1 protein-coding gene and 1 pseudogene are annotated in these 966 nt (G+C 74.6%); one reads left to right on the top strand and one right to left on the bottom strand.

Annotation, left to right across the window (positions count from 1 at the left end):
- Positions 1-314, bottom strand: a pseudogene (locus tag AB8Z36_RS41000) (hypothetical protein); the annotation flags it as partial.
- A gap of 369 nt (positions 315-683) precedes the next feature.
- Here AB8Z36_RS41000 and AB8Z36_RS42415 point away from each other — a divergent pair.
- A partial coding sequence (locus tag AB8Z36_RS42415; RefSeq protein ID WP_440582141.1) for a hypothetical protein occupies positions 684-966 on the top strand: 283 nt, incomplete at its 3' end.

Consider the following 966-nt stretch of genomic DNA (forward strand, 5'->3'; position numbering starts at 1 on the left):
GTGCCCTGGTCGTACACGACCGTCGCGACACCGCCGAGCGGCAGCAGCCACGGGTGCTTCGGGGTGTCGGCGACCACGAGCCCGGTGTCCTCGGACGGCTTGGGACGGCGGTCGCCCGGGGCGCCGGGCACCGGGGTCCTGCGCGCCTTGCCCGACGCGGTGAGCGGGACGGAGAGCAGCCCGGAGTTGTCGGCGTACAGCGCCCGGCCGCCGACGAGGAGCGGGCCGGAGGGCGCCGGGTGCCGGATGCTGTACTCGCTGATCGAGATCGACTCCTCGCGCAGCACCTTGCCGTTCCCCGGGTCGGCCACCACGAGTCGTACGCGAGGGCCGCCCGCGCCCCGACGGCGCTCACCACGAGATCGCTGCCGGCGAAGCCGTCGTCGCCGATCGGCGGGGCCTTGAAGCCGAACGCCTTGCCGGGTTCGAGCGTGCGCGGGTCGAGCCGGACCACCCGGGTCTGCGGATCGGCCGTGGGGTCGGCGAGGTCGCTGGAGTCGCCCAGCGGCCTGGCGCAGAGGATCTTGCCGCCGACCGCCTTCAGGGTGAGGCACTGGCCCTTGGCGTACGCGCCGCCCACCCGGCCGCCGCGCTTCTCGTCGATCGCGACGACGCCCTCCTCGGACTGGGCGTAGACCAGGCCGTCGTGGGCCAGCTCCGCGATGTAGTGGCGCTTCTCTGCCATGGCGAGGGTGCCGTCGCTGAGCTGCTCCTTCCACACCTGCCTGCCGCCGCGCGTGTACGCCCGCAGCCCCGCGCCGTCCGGCGTCTCGCCGGTGTCCGCGTCCGTGGCGCCCTCCTCGCTGACGACGAGCCGGTCCCCGGTGAGCAGCACGGAGGTGATCACGTGCCCGGGTGACGGCTTCGCCGTCCAGCGCACCGAGCCGGACGCCGAGTCGCGCACCTGGGCCCCGCCCTTGTACCCGACGACGGTCGTACCGCCCCGGACCTGCGGCTCCACCGAGT

Origin of the sequence: Streptomyces flavofungini (genome assembly GCF_041028215.1) — a bacterium.
Taxonomy (GTDB): domain Bacteria; phylum Actinomycetota; class Actinomycetes; order Streptomycetales; family Streptomycetaceae; genus Streptomyces; species Streptomyces flavofungini_B.